Here is a 16,818-nt window from a genome sequence, read left to right on the forward strand (position 1 = left end):
GCGTACGCCTAGGAAATTCATCCGCGAACCGTGACGCGGTCCCCCTTGGGAGCGCTGATCGGCGAGTGGTCGGCGAAGTACGACGCCAGCGCACCCCGGTCGTCAGGCCCGCTGTGCGCCACGCTGTTGTTGGGCCACTTCCACTGCGGGAACCCCTCCCAGCCGCCGGCCAGGATGTAGTTCGCGGCGACCTTGATCACCTGAGTATCGGTCACCGGCGCGCCGTTCAGCGTGATCTCCGTGATCTCTCCGTTCGCCAGGCTGTAGCGCAGCCCGGCGGACGGGGTCAGCACACCCCGCTCCTTGCTCGCGTGCCCCAGCAGCCACTTGAGCTGGGAGCCGCTCATGGACCAGGTGTCGACGTGGAGCCCGTTCGGCTGCGTGGCGTACAGCTGCCCGTACGTGACGGGACCCTTCTTGATCTCGGCGTTCGGCGAGCGGACCGCGTACTTGCTGACCAGGGCGATCTGCGCGCCGGACACGGGCTGGACCGATTCGAGCATGGCGTCGGCCACCAGCTCGGCCAGTGGGCCGCTGCCCCAGCTGTCGCGCTTGATGTCGCCGGCGGCGTCGCCGATCTGAGTGCTCGCCTTCGGCCCGGCGCACTCGAAGTAGTAGATGATGTTGGTCTTGAGCCTGCTGGCCTGGTTGAACTCGATCTGCACCGAGTACGTGGTCGACTCCTGGTCCCAGTTCAGCGTCTCAAGCACGGCGTTGTAGACGGGGCCGTGTTCGGCCGGCACGTTGAGCGTCTTCCAGTCCTTGGCGCCGACGAGGCGGTACTGAATCGACTGCGCACCCGCGGGGATCCCTTCAAGCCGACCGTGGAGCTTGAAGGTCAACGGACACTTCGACGCGGTGGTGCGCTCGAAGGCGATGCGGGCCTTCTGCACCAGGTTCGGGAGCGGGGTTTCGGTCCCGGTCGGAGTCGGAGTCGGAGCCGGGCTCGAGGTCGGGCTCGGGCTCGACGTGGGGGTCGGCGTGGCGTTGGCATTGACGTACTCGACGGAGGTGTTCACGCTGTCGAAGACGTCGCCGGTGTTCTCGTCGCCATCGTTACAGGTGACGGCGAACGACGCCTTCTTGGAGGTCTTCGTCGCCGGGCTGATCACACGGACGGCACCCCAGCCGGTGACATCGCCACCGACCTTGAGCGACGTGGACAGGCGGATGGTTTTGACGCCCTTGCCACCGATCCGGTACGTCTTGATCTTGCTCTTGTCGCCGTCGCTGAAGGTCCACTGGTACTTCAGCGCAACAGGCGCCTTCACCTTCACCGTGGTGGACAGCGTCACGCTCACCGGGCAGGTGCCCGTGTGTCTTTTCGGCGCCGCGGAAGCGGCCCCGAAAACTATCGATTCCGGGGCGGCCTGTGCACCCGAGGCGAACGCACCGGAAGCCAGGGCGACAACGGCCACCAGTGCACTGATCCGGTGCCCGGCCCTAGTTAACAGTCTCACAGGATTCCTCTCATTGATCTTGGCCGAAGAATCCTGGCAGAGTTTTATCACCGCAGAATAACAATATGGTGCGATACAAAAGGGAAATGGGCGTTCCCGCAATGCCCCCGTAAAGGCATGCCATCGACGGACGGATGGCCGCGCCGAAGACCAGGACCCCGCGAGTCGCCACGAACCCAAGCGCTCATACGGCCTATGAAGGCCGAACACTGATGGGTTCATCCTGATGAAGCCTTCAGCTCGAATCCGGGCCCTCTACTCGGGTTCGTGCGACGAGCTCCAAAGTAGCTGCACCTGGTGCGGGGTTGAGGAACCGGCAGACAGACTCAGCGGTCGCACATGGCGGCGACGAAGGCGTCGATCAGGTGCTGCCGCTTCTCGGGGACGCCCGTGACGTAGACGGTGGCCGCGCGCCCGGCCCGGTCCCGGCCGCTGAACACCGCGGCCCCCGGCATGTCGCCGGCGCCGAAGTAGGCATGGCCGCAGCCCGACTCCATCCGGGCCACCCCGTAGCCGTAGCGGGCGCCTTCGGGCCAGCCTTCCTGCTCGACCGGCACCGTTCTGGCCGTCATTTTGCCCAGCGGGGCCTTGCGCCAGAACCGGTTGAGGTCGTCCGGGGTGGAGACCAGACCGCCGCTGGGCCCGAACTCGTACGTGGGCAGCCGGTCGGTCAGATCCACCTCGCCGTCCTGCGGGCGGCCGGGGTGCACCCCGTAGGTGTGGGCGTGCGGGCCGCGGATGCCGTAGTCGCCCTTGGCCGGCCAGTACGTGTCCCGCATCCCGTACGGCTTCAAGATCAGCTCTCGGCTCGCCTGCCGGAAGTCCTTGCCGGTCACCTCGGTCACGATCATGCCGAGGACCAGGTAGTTGGTGTTGGCGTAGGCGAACGAGCCGCGGGGCGTGGGCTTGAGCGCGAGCGCCACCCGCAGGAAGTCCGGGAGCGGCTCCTTCCACTCGATCGCGTCGAGGAACTCGGGCAGGCCACTGGTCTGCTGCAGCAGCATCCGCACGGTGATCTTCCGCCCGTCGATCGCCGCACCGTCGCCCCTGCCGCGCAGCACGCCGGGCAGATAGTGCTCCACCGGCGCGTCCAGGTCGATCTTCTTCTGATCGGCCAGTCGCAGCACGGTGGCGGCGATGATCGGCTTGCTCGCGCTGGCGATCCGGAACCGGCCCTCCGGGCCGATCATCGGCTGGCCGGTGCCCCGCTCCGCGGTGCCGGAATGCAGGGTCACGGTCGTGCCGCCCACGGTCCGCACCTGGCTCAACGCGCCCGCCATGCCGTCGTCGGTGGTGAGCAGGTCAAGGCGGGACTGCGGCGAGGGCGTTGCGGCGGCAGCGAAGGCGGGAGCCACAGGGGCGATGACCAGACAGCCGGCGACAGCGGCGGCGAGCAATCTCTTCATGCCTCCAATGTGGCGGGAAGATCACTCATGTTCAGTCATGCCTACCTGCCTGTTGGGGCGGAGGTCTTCCCTACCTTGTCCACCCCGAGCCGAGGCCAAGCACCCGCTGATATTGATCATCACGCTCGGCTCCGCAGCCGCCGACAGGCTGATGCTCCTGGCCTCGTCCATACTGACGCCTACCGAGCCGACCGGCCTGACCCGCTTGCAAGAAGGCCGGGATCCGGCTGCCCGGCGTCGGTGACCTCAACCCGCCGGCTGAGGTCACCTGCGGGAGGAGCCCCTTTCACCGCAGGCGCAGGTTGGGGCTCCGCTTGAGCCCGAGGAGGCCGAGCAGGTCGTCGATCATGTGCTCGAACAGCGGCTGCAGGTCGTCGAAGGCGAACTTGTGGTGCCCGTACACGGCCATGCAGAGCAGCCCGTAGATCTGCCGCCAGCAGACGACCATGAGGAACACCACGCCGATGGGGAACTCCAGGCCGACTTCCGAGCGGTAGGTGCGCAACTGGGCTGCCAGGACGGGGTCGATCTCCTCGTCCGCCGGGCAGGTCAGCCGCCCCTCGTTCCACAGGCGGGCGAACAGCTTCCCAAACAGGCCGCCCAGCTCGCGCGCGATGACCACCGGGATGCCCTCCTCCGACTCGGCGATCTTGGCGAACCCGGCGCCCATGAGCAGGTCGAACTCGACCTTGTTGGCCAGCGACCAGTCGAGCACGGCCTGGGTGGCGGCGTGCAGCTGGGCGCTGATGTCGTCAGGGTCCTGGCGCCGCGCGGCCCGGTCCACGGTGTCGATGAACTCCGCGGTGATGTCGTCGTAGATGGCGCGGATGAGGCCCGCCCTGCCGTTGAAGTAGCGGTAGAGGGCCGGGGGCGTCACGCCGACGCCGCGGGCCACGGCGGCGAGGGTGAGGCCCTCGATGCCCTCCTCCGCGGCAATCCTGCGGGCGGCGGCCTTGGCGTCGCGTTCGAGCTCGGCCCGCAGTCGTTCCCGTCGCGTCAACGCTGTCACCCGACCATCTTGTCTGGTCTCGCCTGCCGCGGCCACTTGCGGTGAATGGGCGACACATGGTTAATGGTATTCACTCTTTTAAGGATCATCATTGAAGGCGTGAAGGAGATCTTGGATGAGTTCCCGTAGCGGTGGCTGGCCGGCGACGGCGGTCGCGCTCCTCCTGGCGGCAACCGGCTGTTCGGCGGCCTCCGGCCCCGTCGCCCTGTCCCAGCCGAGCCCGCGCGCCTCCACCCCCACTCCGGACGCCAGGAAGACGGCACTGGCCGAGGCGGCGAAGAGCCTTCCGGCCGTGCTCGCCGCCCAGGGGCCGGTCGCCTGCTCGTGGAATGACGACGGGTGGCGGGCCACGGCCTACGACGACGCCTTCCGTACCGGTGTCGCGAGCTTCTCCAGCGTGACGCTCGCGCCGCTCCTGACCGAGATCGCCGCAACGGCGGGCGGAGAGAAGGCCGTCGTGCGCAGCCTGTGCGGTGAGGAGGGAGATCCCGGCGTCAGCCCGGTCTCGCCGGACGGCCGCCGGGTCGCCATCCAGGTGGACTTCCGGTCCAGCGGCGACCCGACGCACGTCGGCTGGCTCGACCTCGGCACCGGGACGTTCACGGACCTCACCGACAGATCGAACAAGAAGGGATACGTCAAGGAGACGTTCTCCGACAAGTACCCCGGATTCGCGCCTGACGGGTCGTTCTGGTTCCTGCGCGACTCCCAGCAGTACTTCTCGGCGGACCCGAACGGCCGGCTGACTCCGCGCAAGATCAGTCTGGCCTGTTTCACCAACAGCAACGACGACACCTTCTACCGCGTCGTGGGATCGGTCGCCGTCATGTGCCCGGGCACCGTCCATCCCTCCGGGAGGTTCGCGGCGAACCCCAGCCGGGCGGCCGTGGGGATCAACCTGGTCCAAGGGGCCGAACTGGACATCCTCGGGAACACGGTGGACCGCTATGAGGACGCTCCGCTCCAACTGCCGTTCGGCATGAAGATCGTCGTACGCGACGGCGGCCTTCGCCACTGCGACCCGCTCGCCTGGATCAACGCCACCGACCTGCTCTGCGCCGGCGGGAGCAACGACTTCTACACCGCGCGGATCAACCCTCGGCTCGCCCGGAACGACATCGATTACGTGCAGCACACCGAGGTGAAGGTGAAGAACGAGATCGCCCCGGCGACCGAGTCGTCGGTCATCACGGCGGCCGTCTCCCGGGACCGCCGCTCCCTGATCATCGCGGCCAACGAGAACGACGACCCCGCCACGGCCAAGCTCTACCGCGCCGACCTGATCTCCCCCTCCGCTCCCGTGGAGATCGGCCCGATCCCGGCGGAGTCGAGGGAGCACTTCACCCTCCTGAACAACTACCAGCAGCCCGTACGAGCCGACTGACCGGCACTTCCGGGGGACCTGGAGCCTCCCGACCTCCGCTCTTGGGCCCGACTACCATGTGACCGTGACCACGAGCCCCCGACATGTCCGTAAAGGGGCCGTCCCGAGCATCCGCGACGTCGCCGCCGCGGCCGGCGTCTCGCATCAGACCGTCTCCCGCGTGCTGAACGACTCACCCCGGGTGCGGCCCGACACCCGGGCCGCGGTGCTGGCCGCGATCGACCGGCTGGGGTTCCGCCCCAACCGGGCCGCCCGGGCGCTCGGCCTCGGCCGCGCCAGCGGCGTCACCGTCGTGACCTCCAACACCATGCTGTACGGGTACGCCGCCACCCTGCAGGGCATCGAGGAGGCCGCCAGGACCGAGGGCGTGGCGCTGGGGATCAGGGTCGTGGAGTCGGCCGAGGTCCGGCAGACGGTCGACTATGTCAGCGATCCGAGCGCGGGCGGCCTGGTGGTGATCGCGTTCGACCCGCTGGGTACGGCGGTGGCGCAGGCGCTGCCGCCGCACATCCCGGCCGTGGTGGCCGCCGAGCCGGTCGCACCCGATCTGGGGCGGGTGGCGATCGCGCTGGACGAGCGCAGGGCCGCCGCCGACGCCACCCAGCACCTGCTCGACCTGGGGCACCGTACCGTCCACCACGTGGCCATCCCGTCCGAGGGCCGGGCCGGCGGGCGGCACGCGGGGTGGCGCGACGCGCTGCGGCAGGCGGGAGCGGAGATCCCCTCGGTGCTGGGGTGCGGGTGGGACATCGAGTCGGCGTACGCGGCGGGGGAGCGGCTGGCCCGCTCGCCCGGGGTGACGGCGATCCTGTGCGGCAACGACGACATCGCGCAGGGGGTACGGCGGGCGCTCTACGACGCGGGCAAGGACGTTCCCGGGGACGTCAGCATCGTGGGCTTCGACGACATCCCCGGCTCGGCCTTCTGGACCCCGGCGCTGACGACCGTACGCATGGACTTCGTGGGGCTGGGCCGGGCATGCTTCCACGCGGCACTCGCCGAACTGAGCGGCCAGCCGCAACCGGACATCTCCCTGGTCCCACCCCGCCTGATCATCCGCGAGTCCACCGCCCCACCACGGCAGTAGGTGGGCCATGACTCACTTTTGGTGATCAGTTACTGCGAGTGAGTCTCGCGCGGTGTTGTTCGTCATGCGATGGCAGCGGGAAACGACACCCTCGTAGCCTTCGCCGGCGTAATCAAGGTCGCGCCTGCGCAAGTGCAGCTCCACCTCGAACTCATCGACGAAGCTCCGGCGATGGCTGTCGCTGCGCGTGACGCCGTCGACGGTGTGTTCTTCGATGACCTCCGTTCCGGAGGCCGTGATGGTGATGACGTCGATGCCCCAGGCCGGGTTGGCGTTCTCGCGGGTGTAAGTGAAGCTCTTCACGATGAGGGAAGGCAGGTAGTCCTGCACCGCGTCGCCAAGCTCGTGCCGGTGGACCTGGAGTGTCACGCCATGGACTGCATCCCACGTTGCTATGACCGTGAGGTCGTCGAGGTCGTCGACGCTCGCGGGATGCCAACCGTCGGTCTCGTTCGGCTCCCAATCGCCTCTGGTCCAAGCCTCGGCGTGTTCGGCGAATCGGCCCATCAGGTTCGTCCGGTCTGCGATCTGAAGGGACCATGCCACCTCGTCCCAGCGCTCGAGGATGAGCAGGCCGCTGGAGGTCTCGTAGAGGGTGACTGCCATGGCCTTCTCCTGAGGGACGAGGAATGTTGGGCCGAGAACGGAGACGTGGCCGGCATGGCGTGGCACACGCCGGCGTGATCCCCGCATCATCGCGATCCTGTAGATGAGTAACGAAGACGCCGTGGCCGCAGCGTCTCACTGTGTTGCGCGCAGATCTGGCGAATTCTCAGGTGGCGGCCTAGCTGACGGCCTGATCATGACCATGCACGTCGCACGCACATGCCGAGTTCAGGGTGTTTGCGGGAGCGTGGACGCGATTTCGGTCGTGCCGATGAGTTTTGTGCGGACCCGTGGTCGATACGGCTGGACACACCGACAGAAGCATATGGAGGCAGTGATGAGCGTCGACGACTCCAAGCAGGAGCACACCATCCGGACCGGCGGGCAGGGGACGCGGGTGAGCGGTCCCAGGGTGTTGGTGGCGGGGGCGAGCATCGCGGGACCCGCGCTGGCCCATTGGCTGCGCCGGTGGGGGGCCGAGGTGACCGTGGTGGAGCGGGCTCCTGAGCTGCGTCCCGGCGGGCAGGGGGTGGACGCGCGCGGGGTCGCCAGGGAGGTCATCGGGCGCATGGGGCTGGACGCGGCGGTGCGCGCGGCGTGCACCGACACCGCCGGCGCGCACACCGTGGACGCGGACGGGCAAGTGCTGGAGGCCTTCCGTGCCGACGACGACGGTGGCGACGGGTTCATCGCGGACATCGAGATCCTGCGCGGGGACCTGGCCCAGGTGCTCTACGACGACACCCGCGACGGCGTCGAGTACGTCTTCGGCGACCGAATCGCGGGGCTCGCCCAGGACGCGGACGGGGTCGACGTGGTCTTCGCGGGCGGCGACCGGCGGCGCTTCGACCTGGTGGTCGGGGCCGACGGGTTGCACTCGGAGCTGCGAGCGATGGTCTTCGGGCCGCATGAGCGGTTCCTCCGCCACCTCGGGCACGTGCTGGCCTTCTACAGTGTGCCCAACGAGTTCGGGCTGGACCGCTGGCTGCTCGAGTACCAGGATCAGGAGTCCGGGCGCTCTGCCCTCCTGCGGCCCATCCAGGACGCCACCCGGGCGATGGCCATGTTCTACTTCGCCTCGGCCGACGTCGACGTCGACTACCGTGACGTCGCGGCCCAGAAGGTCCTGCTGCGTGAGCGGATGGCGGGTCTGGGCTGGTTGACCCCGGACATTCTCGCGCACCTGGACGACACCCCGGACTTCTACCTCGACCAGGTTGCCCAGGTGGTGATGGAGCGCTGGTCGAGTGGACGGGTGGGGCTGCTCGGGGATGCGGCGTTCAGCTCCTCGCCGATGTCGGGGCAGGGCACCGGGCTGGCGCTGGTCGGCGCCTACGTGCTGGCCGGAGAGCTGGCCGCCGCCGGATGGGACCCCGATGCCGGGTTCGCCCGCTACGAGGCGCGGATGCGCTCGTTCGTCGAGGCCAACCAGGAGATCGGCCGGTTGAACGCCCGCAGCCGCGACGTCCCCGGGGTAGACGCCGAGCCGCGCCCCGATTTCGCCGGCGAATGGTTCACCGAGCTGGTCGGGCGCGCGATCAACGGCATCGAGCTGCCGGACTACGCGGGGGTGCCGGACTCCGCAGCCCCGGCCGGATCGTCGATCACCTCGTCGGCCAAGCGGTAGGTGTCACTAACGTGTCGAGAGGGACCACGCTTTGGTGGGACACCGCCGGACGACCTCCGCTCATGCGGGACTCACCTGCGGAGGGCCTTGCCACCGGATGGCCGTGAATACGCGCGACATGATCAAGAGGTGATCCGGATCGCACCAAAGCCTGCAAGGATCTCGCCGTGCCGATCTTCCGTTTACTCCTGGTCGCACTCGCGGCGCTGACCGCGACCGTCATCGCCTTCCCCCGATCCGTGCCGAATGCGATCGGTCACCTCGGCAGCCTGGCCGAGACGTTCCTACCGTGGCTCGCGCTGGCCGTCCCGGTGCTGCTCGGACTGGCCTGGTGGCGGCGCTCCATGGTGGGCGCGCTGGCCGCGCTGGTGCCGACCGCCGCCTGGCTTGCCCAGTTCGGCGGGCACCTGTTGCCCCGCGGGGACCAGCCGCATCACCTGGTCGCGGTACAGCACAACGTCAGTGACGAGAACGCCGACCCGGCCGGCACCGCGCGCAAGCTGATCGCGGCCCGGCCGGACGTCATCGGCCTGGAGGAGCTCGTGCCGGCGGCGCGCCCGGCCTGGGCCGCCGCGTTGGGCGTCGAGTACCCGTATTGGACGGTGCAAGGCACGGTCGGACTCTGGTCCCGCTACCCCCTCGCCGAGGCGGCTCTGGTGGACATCCGTCCGCACGGCGTCGGCCCAGACTGGAACCGCGGCCTGCGCGCGGTAGCCCGCACCCCGCAGGGTGACATCGCGATCTACGTCGCTCACCTGCCCTCGGTGCGAATCGGTCTGGGGGGTTTCGATTCCGTACGCCGAGACGAGAGCGCCTCCCGGCTCGGCGCCGTGCTGGCAGCCGAGCCGGTCGATCGCATCCTTCTGCTCGGCGACCTCAACAGCACCGTGGACGACCGGGGGTTGCGCCCGGTCGCCTCGCTGATGGCAGCCCCACCTCGCGATTTCGCCTTCAGCTGGCCGGCGCGCGTCCCGCTGGCGCGCATCGACCAAATCCTGACCCGCGGAATGACCGTGACCAAGATCCGATCGCTGCCCAGGACGGGCAGCGATCACCTACCGATCGCCGCCGACATCCGCCTCTGATCCAGGACGCGGCGCGTTACCCAAAGATCAGGTGGCACGCGCGGCTTCGCCCGCGAGCGTCCCGTGCCGGACGCCGGCTTCGATCCGGCAGAACCGATCGTGGTCCTCACGCGTGGGCCGGGGCCCCGGCCGGATAACAGGTCACCGGGCACTGAGGCTGATCAACTGCACCAGCCCCCAGTTCTCGCGGTGGTCGGGGGCGTCGAACAAGCGGTCCTGCCAGTCTTCGGCGTATTCGCGCAGCCGGCCCACCTACTGCCCTCGCAGCGGGGGACGGACGGAGTTGCGGACGACGATGTGGGTGCCGAGGACCACGTGCTGGCGTTCCTCGCGATTCAGCGCGAGCCGGACCGCCGTGCGCCCCAGCTCCTCCGTCGGGATGTGCACCGTCGTCAGCCCCGGCTCCAGGTCGGCGGCGAACGGGATGTCGTCGTAACCGACGAGCGACACGTCGTCGGGCACCCGCAGCCCCGCCTCCCGCAGTGCCGCCAGCACCCCGATGGCCACCATGTCGGTGGCCGCGAACACCGCGGTGAACCGCGTCCCGAGCGCGATCAGCCGGCGCGTGCCCTCGTAGCCGTCGGCCCGGCCGAACCCCGCCGGGATGACCAGGTCGGAGTCATAGGGCACCCCGAAGGACTCGTGCGCCCGCACGAACCCGCGTTCCCGGTCGACCTTCGTGGTGCTGCGGTCGGCGGGGGACGAGGCGCCGAGCAGGGCGATGTGCCGGTGGCCCTGCGACAGCAGGTGGCTGGTCATGGCGTAGGCGCCGCCCTCGTTGTCGTACTCGACGACGGTCGTGGGCACGTCGTCCCCGAGCGGCGGCCGCCCGCACAGCACCAGCCGGGAGCCCGCCTTGTCGAGGGCGTGGGCGAAGTGGGACATGCGCTCGCGGTACGTGTCGTCCAGCGAGCCGCCCCCCACCAGGATCACCGCGTCGGCCCGCTGCTCGCGCATCGCCTCCACGACGGCCAGCTCCCTGGCCGGGTCGCCGTGGGTGGTGCACACCATGCACAGCCGACCCTCGGCGGTGGCCTGCTGCTCGACGCCCTTGGCCACGTACGCGAAGGACGGCCCCGTGACGTCGTCCAGCACGAACGCCACCGTCTTCGTGCTCGCCCCCGACAGGGCGCGGGCGTGCACGTTGAGCACGTAGTCGAGGTCGCGCATCGCCCGCAGCACCCGCGTCCTGGTGGCCTGGGCGACCGGGTAGTCACCCTTGATCACCCTGGAGACCGTGGTGGCCGACACGCCTGCCCGGGCGGCCACGTCGCGGATCGTGACACGCTCGTCGTCGGTGAGCACGCCTTTTGTGCTTACTTTTCGCGACAAGGTCGGCCCTTCACGGTTTTCGGCAGACGGAGCAGTGCGGGTGGATCATGGGAGATTACGCCATCTCACCGAAGTCTATGGCCAGGGAGATCCGCGGGCGCAAGACGCGCGATCTCCACGGCCGGCGTCACCCGGCCTGGCAGGGCGGGCTGTACGGGAGCCCGGGCACGTACTGGGCCCACTCGCTCCGGGTGATGGTCATTCCGGACACCTCGCAGACGTGCTGCCGCGCCTGCTCCACGTCCATGCTCCAGAGCTGCGCCGTTCCGTTGCCCGACGCGCTGGCCAGCACGTTCCCGTCCGGCGTGAACGCCACTCCGTTGACCCAGTTGGACCCGGCGAGCACCGCCCACGTGACCGGCCGGGTCCGGTCGGCGAGGTTCCAGATCCGGATGGTGCCGTCGCGCGCCCCCGTGGCCAGCCTGCGCCCGTCGGCGGCGAAGGCCACGCTGCCCACCGCGCCCGTGTGCCCCAGCAGGACCGCGACCTGCGCCGGCCGCTCGGGGTGGGTGAGGTCCCAGAGCCGGGCCGTCCCGTCGGAGCCCACTGACGCCAGCGTCCTCCCGTCCCGGCTGTACGTCAGCCCCAGCACGCTGTTGGTGTGCGCGGGGTAGTTGGCCAGCAGCCGCGGAGCGGCGGGCTTGGACACCTCCCAGAGCCGGATGGCCCCGGTCCCCGAGCCGATCGCGAGCATGCGGCCGTCGGGGCTGAACATGGCGGCGTTCAGCCAGTTGTCGGCGTCGCCCGGTGAGGAGACCAGCTTGGGAGCCCGGGGATCGGCCAGGTCCCACAGGTAGGTGCGGCCGTCCCGCGACGTCGTCACCACCGTCCGCCCGTCCGGGCTGAACGCGCCGGACTCCACGACGTTCACGTGCCTCCTGATCGTCGCCAGCAGCTTCGGGGCGGCCGGCCGGGAGACGTCCCACAGCTTGGCCGTGTTGTCGGAGGAGCCGCTGACGAGCATGCGGCCGTCCGCGCTGAAACGGACCGTCTGGACGATGTCCGTGTGACCGGACAGCGTGGACAGCGACCTGGCCAGGCCCGGGTCGGAGACGTCCCAGAGCTTGACGGTCTTGTCGCCGGACGCGGTGGCCATGATGCGGCCGTCCGGGGAGATCGAGAGCGCGTTGACGGGGCCGGTGTGCTCGCCGAGGCCGGCGCGGTAGGAGACGCGGGCGGGGTCGGAGACGTTCCACAGCCTGGTCATGGTGTCCGCCGACGACGTGGCGAGCGTCCGGCCGTCCGGGCTGAACGCGGCGGCGGTCACCGTGTTCGCGAACCCGGTCAGGGCGGTCGTGCGCCGCGGCTCGGCCGGGTTCGAGACGTCCCACAGGGTGACGGTGGCGTCGGTGGCGGCGCTGGCCAGCAGCTTGCCGTCGGGGCTGAACGTGACGTCGTACACGAAGGAGCCCTGGCCCCGCGCGGTGCCCACGCGCTTGGCCGCGGTGACGTCCCAGAGGTACAGCGTGCCGGTGGTGGAGGCGGTGGCGAGCCGGCGGCCGGCGGGGTCGAAGGTCACGCTCCAGGTGCTGCCGCCGTCCGGCGCGCTCAGCACCGTCGGGTCGCCGGGCCGCGCCGGGTCCAGCACGTCCCAGATCGTGGTGCTTCCGTCGCCCGCCGCAGTCGCCAGGAGCCGCCCGTCGGGGCTGAAGGCGACGTCGTTGAGCACGTACTTCTGCCGCAGGAGGGCGATCTGGACGGGCCGGGCGGGGTCGGCGATGTTCCACAGCCGGGTGGTGCCGTCGAAGGAGACGGTGGCCAGGACGCCTCCTTTGGGGCTGAACGCGACCGAGCTCACCTTGTTCGTGTGGCCCTTGAGCGTGGCGAGGACCCGTGGTCCGGCCGGGTCGGAGACGTCCCAGAGCCGGGCGGTCCGGTCCACGGACGCGGTCGCGAGCATCCGCCCGTCCGGGCTGAACACCGCTCTCACCACGCTCGCGGCGTGGCCCTTGAGCTCGCTCACGGCCTTGGGGCGGGCGAGGTCGGAGACGTTCCAGAGCCGGGCGGTGGCGTCGCTGGAGGCGGTGGCGATCATGCGGCCGTCGGGGCGGTAGGACACCCACTCGACCGGGCCCCGGTGCCCGATCAGGCGGGCGCCGACCGGGTGCGCCAGCGTGCCGAGCAGCGCGCCGCGGGCTTCCGGGGTGTCGGCGATGCGGTAGGAGACCAGGGAGAGCTGGGCGCCGAGCGAGGCGTCGGCGGCGCCGTTGGCGGAGTCGGCGACCTGCGTGGAGACGGCCTGGTCACGTTGTCTGGTCACCTCGGCGGTCTGCCGCAGGGCCAGGACGCCGGCGGTCACGGCAGCGAGGAGGAGGACCGTGAGCGCGGCGATCACCTGGCGGACGATCCAGGTCCGCCGTCTGCGCCGCCGCAGCGCCGCGTCGAGGAACGCCCGCTCGGTCGCCGATCGCGCGCCCTGCGCAACAGCCTGTGCCGCCGCCAGGCGGCTGTCCGCGTACAGGTACGCCGGGTCCCGGCCCTGCCGCTGCCACGTCTCCGCGTCCTCGGTCAGGCGCTGGCGGACGAGCAGGTCGACCCGGTTGGTCTCGATCCAGTTCCGGAGCCTGGGCCAGGCGCGGATGAGGGCCTCGTGGGCGATCTCCGCCTCGTCCTCGTTCACCGTGAGGAGCCGCGTGCGCACGAACTCGTCCAGGACCCGCCGCGGGACGCCCGCGGGAGCCAGGTCGGCCAGGGCCACCCGCTTCCTCGTGTCGTCGGTCTGCTCGTCGAGGTGCACCAGCCGTACCAGCAGGTCCCGTGCGATCGGCTCCACGTCCGCGCCGAGGTGCCGCAGCGTCTCCTCGGCGCTCGTGGCCAGCGCCCGCGCGATGCCGCCCGAGGCCCGGTACGCGGCCATCGTCAGCGTTCGCTCCGTACGGCGCTGCCAGGTGGCCAGCAGCGCGTGGGACAGCAGCGGCAGCACGCCGCCGGAGCGCTCCACGTCACCGGCTCCGACGTCTTCGAGCAGCAGGTCGGTGAGCCCCGGCTCCAGCGAGAGCCCCGCCCGCGCGGCCGGGCCCTCGATCGCGGCGCGCAACTGCGTCACGGTCATGGGCCCGACGATCGCGGGCCGCTGCATCGCCTCCAGCAGCCCCGGGTACGACGCGCAGTGCCCGAAGAAGTCGGCCCGGACGGAGGCCACCACGGCCGCAGTCCTGGAGAGCGCGACCAGCTCCTCGACGAAGCGCCGCCTGGCCGGCTCGTCCGCGCACGCGGTGAAGACCTCCTCGAACTGGTCCACCACCAGCAGTAACCGCCGGTCGCCCGGAGTCACCCTGCGGGCCAGCTCCGCCGGCGGATCCGCGCCCGGGGCCAGTACGACGCACGACAGCTCCTCCGCCATCTGGTGCCGCAGCGCCGGGATCAGCCCGGCCCGCAGCACCGACGACTTCCCCGCCCCCGAAGGACCCGTCACGATCAGCGGGCGTCCGCTCCCGAACGCCTCCCGCACCCGCGCCACCAGCGACCTGGTCAGCTCCTGCCGCCCGAAGAACACCTCCGCGTCCTCGGGCCCATACACGGCCAGTCCCCGGTACGGGCCGGCCTCGTCTCCGGGCTCCGCGACCGGCGGGACCGGCCGGGAGCGCGGGGCCAGGTAGGCCGGGTTGACCGCGAACGCGCGGCGATCGCCCAGGTCGGTGGCCTGGCGGCGGGGCCGGGGGAAACCGGCGTCGGGGAGCCTGCGGGCGAGGCTGTGGTAGACGTGATCCAGGGTGAACACCGAGGGCCCCGCCGGATCGCCCGCGTTCAGCAGCCGCAGCAGCGCGCCGCTGAAGGCCGTGTGCCGGACGCCGGGCAGCGCCCAGGAGTTCTCGTCCCTGCTCGACGACGTGAGCAGGTACGCCCCCTGCCACATCGAGTCGAACACCCGCTCCACCGCCTGCGACGACGCCCCGCGGGCGCGGCCGGCGAAGCAGCAGTCCAGGACCACGACGACGAGCTCGGCCCGCGACGCGGACAGGATCTGGCGCACGACCCCGTACGGCAGCGCCTGGTACCCGGGCGCGCCGCGGCCGAGGTCCACGGTGGCGCGGGTGGCCAGGTGCAGCTCGTTGTCCGGGCCGATGAGGCCGTGGCCGACGTAGTAGAACAGCAGGACGGACGTCGCCTCCTGGGCCAGCCGGTCCAGCGCCTGCCCCAGGTCGGCGGGGGTCGCCGGGTCCAGCCGTACCGTCAGGTGGGCCTGCGCCAGCCCGCCGCGCTCGACCAGGCAGCGCCCGACGTCCGCGACCGTAGCCGGCACGGCGGGCACCGCCGGCAGCGGCGACCCGGGCCGATGCGTCCCCGTGCCCGCCACCAGGACACGGGCGCCGCCGGACGACAGCAGAAGAGGTGGACCGTTCCAGCGCGGTCTAGGCCTCTCGACGGTCGCGAATTCGTCGTCGGTCATCCGGCGCTCCACGGCGAGGAAGGTCGGCGGGCGGCACGAACTAGGAGGCGCCACTCCGAGCGCGCCTCGTGATCCCCCGACAACTCCCGGTTGCCAGAGTACGCACCCTTCCGACCTTCCGTCGAGATCCCGTGCCGGGGATCACCAGTTGGCGGGCAGCCCCGGCGTCGTGGCGGGCAGAGCGTGGCCGGGCGGGTGGATGATGTACGTGACCCCGCCGCTGCTGGAGCTCCGCAGCCACACGTTCTCGAAGTCCGCCCGGGGATAGACGTGCCGCACGGCGGCGTTGCCGGACGACGCCGGGTCGTTGGCGATCACGTCACCCGACGAGGTGAAGCCCACGATCGCCATGAGGTGCCCGTTGGTGCCGTAGCCGGCGCCGGGCAGCTCGCCCTTCTTGAACGACTGCGAGGTGATGACCGGGATGCCCGCCTTGATCAGCTGCTCCAGCTCGGTCAGCGACCGCAGCCGCGTGACGAACCCGTCCATTCCGTAGCGTCCGGCGTAGGCGGTGTTGAACGGCCAGTTGCCGGCGCCCTGGTAGGCGTGGTCGTAGGTGTAGCGGGCGGCGTAGTCGACCTCGGGGTTCGGGTCGGAGGGGTCGACCCAGGAGGTGTCCTGCGCGCTCGGCCACCTGTCCCAGTAGCCGAGGACCATGGTGGTCGAGGTCGGGCTGCACCAGGCCTCGCCGCCGCCGTCCCATTCGGGGTAGTGGCCCTGGTGCACGTTCTGGGAGCGGCGCGGCACGGCGAGCTCCGTCCCCCAGGCGCCCCCGCCCGGGCTGACCGGCACGGTCTTGCGGTCGGGCACGTTGGAGGCCATGACGCCGGAGGTGCGCACGCGCGGCGTGACCGCGGAGCCGGGCGCGCGGTAGAGGGTGAGGCGCAGCTGGTAGGCGGTGATGGGCTTGCCCGCCGCCGCGACCAGCGTGTCAACCGAGACGTTCGCGTCAGCGTCGCCCTGCCCCGGCACGGAGGTGCGGCGGATGTCGCCCTCCGCGTACGCCCAGCGGCCGAGCGAGAACCACTTGGTCAGCCCCTCGGCGTTCCTGGCCCGGGCCTCGACCTGCATCCAGCTGCCCGGGGGCACGTCCGCGGTCCAGGAGGCGATCAGCTCGGTGGCGTCGAACCCGATGGTCCGCTCGGGGCCGGTCCAGCGGGCGTACTCCCAGCTCTTGGTGCCGAGCGCGTCGGTGTAGGAGACGGTGCCGGCGGCCGTGCCGAACGACAGGCCGTCGCCGGCCGTGGTGCCCTCGTACGTGCCGGTGGCGAAGTCGGCCCGCTGGAAGACGACCTCGGACGTCAGGGCGAGCGGTTTCGCCCCGGCGGGTGCGGAGAGCGTCGTGGCGAGGAGCAGGCTGGACAGGAACACGGTCAGCGCGCGCATGAACCCACCTTCCGGCACAACCGCTGTGTGAAGCATCCGGAAATCT

Annotated in this window: 11 protein-coding genes; 4 read left to right on the forward strand and 7 right to left on the reverse strand. The window is 70.6% G+C overall.

Features of this window, described 5'->3' with window-relative positions:
- Positions 1-17: 17 nt before the first annotated feature.
- The 3 genes from ACWEPL_RS31890 to ACWEPL_RS31900 all read right to left on the reverse strand — a co-directional run bounded on the left by ACWEPL_RS31890 (position 18) and on the right by ACWEPL_RS31900 (position 3,875).
- The gene (locus tag ACWEPL_RS31890) at positions 18-1,301 is read right to left on the reverse strand and encodes a 5'-nucleotidase C-terminal domain-containing protein (RefSeq protein ID WP_452438369.1); all 1,284 of its coding nucleotides are present in this window, start codon (positions 1,299-1,301) and stop codon (positions 18-20) included.
- A 485-nt stretch (positions 1,302-1,786) separates the two neighbouring features.
- Positions 1,787-2,866, reverse strand: coding sequence for a serine hydrolase domain-containing protein (locus ACWEPL_RS31895; RefSeq protein ID WP_452438370.1), 1,080 nt, complete (start codon positions 2,864-2,866; stop codon positions 1,787-1,789).
- A 286-nt stretch (positions 2,867-3,152) separates the two neighbouring features.
- Positions 3,153-3,875 (reverse strand): TetR/AcrR family transcriptional regulator, encoded by a 723-nt coding sequence (locus tag ACWEPL_RS31900; protein WP_452438371.1) that lies wholly within the window; start codon positions 3,873-3,875, stop codon positions 3,153-3,155.
- A 115-nt stretch (positions 3,876-3,990) separates the two neighbouring features.
- Here ACWEPL_RS31900 and ACWEPL_RS31905 point away from each other — a divergent pair, with 115 nt between their 5' ends.
- Both ACWEPL_RS31905 and ACWEPL_RS31910 read left to right on the forward strand, forming a co-directional pair.
- Positions 3,991-5,259, forward strand: coding sequence for a hypothetical protein (locus tag ACWEPL_RS31905; RefSeq protein WP_452438372.1), 1,269 nt, complete (start codon positions 3,991-3,993; stop codon positions 5,257-5,259).
- Between the two features lie 64 nt (positions 5,260-5,323).
- Complete coding sequence (locus ACWEPL_RS31910) at positions 5,324-6,346, forward strand: LacI family DNA-binding transcriptional regulator (protein ID WP_452438373.1); 1,023 nt, start codon at positions 5,324-5,326, stop codon at positions 6,344-6,346.
- Positions 6,347-6,358: 12 nt separating this feature from the next.
- On the opposite strand, the gene ACWEPL_RS31915 is transcribed toward ACWEPL_RS31910, so the two are convergent.
- A complete protein-coding gene (locus ACWEPL_RS31915; RefSeq protein WP_452438374.1) occupies positions 6,359-6,952 on the reverse strand; it encodes a hypothetical protein in 594 nt (197 codons plus the stop codon).
- A 337-nt stretch (positions 6,953-7,289) separates the two neighbouring features.
- Here ACWEPL_RS31915 and ACWEPL_RS31920 point away from each other — a divergent pair, with 337 nt between their 5' ends.
- Positions 7,290-8,579, forward strand: coding sequence for an FAD-dependent monooxygenase (locus tag ACWEPL_RS31920; RefSeq protein WP_452438375.1), 1,290 nt, complete (start codon positions 7,290-7,292; stop codon positions 8,577-8,579).
- 167 nt (positions 8,580-8,746) lie between these two features.
- Positions 8,747-9,664 carry an endonuclease/exonuclease/phosphatase family protein gene (locus ACWEPL_RS31925; protein WP_452438376.1) on the forward strand — a complete coding sequence of 306 codons (918 nt, stop codon included), beginning with the start codon at positions 8,747-8,749 and terminating at the stop codon, positions 9,662-9,664.
- A gap of 252 nt (positions 9,665-9,916) precedes the next feature.
- Here ACWEPL_RS31925 and ACWEPL_RS31930 read toward each other — a convergent pair whose 3' ends face one another.
- The 3 genes from ACWEPL_RS31930 to ACWEPL_RS31940 form a co-directional block, all read right to left on the reverse strand.
- A complete protein-coding gene (locus tag ACWEPL_RS31930; protein ID WP_452438377.1) occupies positions 9,917-10,969 on the reverse strand; it encodes a LacI family DNA-binding transcriptional regulator in 1,053 nt (350 codons plus the stop codon).
- 154 nt (positions 10,970-11,123) lie between these two features.
- On the reverse strand, positions 11,124-15,386 hold the full coding sequence (locus ACWEPL_RS31935) for a caspase, EACC1-associated type (RefSeq protein WP_452438378.1): 4,263 nt from the start codon (positions 15,384-15,386) through the stop codon (positions 11,124-11,126).
- Between the two features lie 141 nt (positions 15,387-15,527).
- Positions 15,528-16,772 carry a C39 family peptidase gene (locus ACWEPL_RS31940; protein ID WP_363967177.1) on the reverse strand — a complete coding sequence of 415 codons (1,245 nt, stop codon included), beginning with the start codon at positions 16,770-16,772 and terminating at the stop codon, positions 15,528-15,530.
- Positions 16,773-16,818: the final 46 nt, after the last annotated feature.

It is taken from the genome of Nonomuraea sp. NPDC004186 (genome assembly GCF_053603495.1).